The organism is Streptomyces curacoi (assembly GCF_001513975.1).
GTDB classification, from domain to species: domain Bacteria; phylum Actinomycetota; class Actinomycetes; order Streptomycetales; family Streptomycetaceae; genus Streptomyces; species Streptomyces curacoi.
Window position 1 is genome coordinate 3,270 of the sequence record NZ_KQ948009.1, and the last position, 569, is coordinate 3,838.

General features: G+C 72.2%; 1 protein-coding gene. It reads left to right on the forward strand.

Going from position 1 to position 569, the window contains the following annotated elements:
- Window positions 1-569, forward strand: a 569-nt coding sequence (locus AQI70_RS36785; RefSeq protein ID WP_244182000.1) for a condensation domain-containing protein, incomplete at both ends; no start/stop codon positions are given.

The following is a 569-nucleotide window of genomic DNA, read 5'->3' on the forward strand; positions in this document are numbered from 1 at the left end:
CGCCGCCGGACTGGCCGTCTCGCCCAAGGACGTCTTCGACTGCCAGACGGTGGCGGTCCTCGCCGAGCGCGTGGAGAACGCCCCCCAGGAGGACACCGCCGACAAGCGGCCGGCCGTCACCGGCCCCGTCCGGCTGACCCCCATCCAGGAGTGGTTCTTCCGCAGCCACACCGCGGCACCCCACCACTTCGGCATGTCGATGGCCGCGACCCTGCCCGACGACGTCGACCACACGGCCCTGGCCACCGCCATGACCGCGCTGGTGGAGCACCATGACGCCCTGCGCCTGCGCTTCGAGCGCACCGAGGACGGCACCTGGGTCCAGTCGGTCGGCGCCCTCACGGACACCGAACCGCTGCGCCACCACGACCTCTCCGGCCTGCCGCAGGAGCAGCGCACAGCCGAGCTGGACCACACGGTCCGCACCGCCCAGTCCGGCATGGACCTGGCCACCGGCCCGCTCTTCCGCGCCCTGACCTTCGACCTCGGCACCGACGGCACCCGTCTGGTGATGGTGGCCCATCACTTGGTGGTGGACGGGGTGTCGTGGCGGGTGTTGCTGGAGGACT